Source organism: Limnospira sp. PMC 1279.21 (genome assembly GCF_032349615.1).
Taxonomy (GTDB): Bacteria; Cyanobacteriota; Cyanobacteriia; order Cyanobacteriales; family Microcoleaceae; genus Limnospira; species Limnospira fusiformis.
Genome location: NZ_JARPLU010000492.1, coordinates 1 through 605 on the forward strand (window position 1 = coordinate 1; position 605 = coordinate 605).

The 605-nt window shown below is 44.0% G+C and carries 1 protein-coding gene; it reads right to left on the reverse strand.

What is annotated here, in order from left to right; genetic code table 11:
* Positions 1-79: 79 nt before the first annotated feature.
* A partial coding sequence (locus tag P5683_RS25600) for an HNH endonuclease signature motif containing protein (protein ID WP_315645981.1) occupies positions 80-605 on the reverse strand: 526 nt, incomplete at its 5' end.

Consider the following 605-nt stretch of genomic DNA (forward strand, 5'->3'; position numbering starts at 1 on the left):
AGATTAGGGGTCGAGAGTGAAGTCACCTTCATCCCCTCCCATTCAGAACCGTGCATGAAAGTTTCCCTTCACACGGCTCCTAGTCTGATTGTTCCATTGTTAAGGATACAGCGTTGGCGTTGTCAAATGCCGTTTTATCATCATGACAGTGGCGGTGTAATAGCTGAAGGTTTTTATATTCGTCCTTTCCACCGTGGTTTCGAGGTATAATGTGGTCTACTTCAACTAAATCCGATGGTGCAAAATATTGCCCACACCAAGAACACCTGCCTTTTTGCTTTTTGAGTAGCTTTGCTACTCTATTTGGCGTGTCGATTGCTTGTCCTTTCCTGGTTGCCCAGTAAGTCCAATTTCCGTCATATGGTGTTGCGTCAGGGCGTATTAGGGTGTGTCTAACAATCTGTGTCCAATTATGTTTCCATAGTTGAAGTCCGTCCTTAGTCTTGAATAACCAGGATTCCTGTCTTTCTTTCCCATGGCTAAGTTTAACCGTTCCTTTATGGAAGTAGTTTCCTAGCTTTTCATAGCTTGCCTTTCCGCATCTTGAGATTGTCCATGCCCGCAACATTTGCCAGATTATATTGTCTAGCTTACTGAAAGTCTCC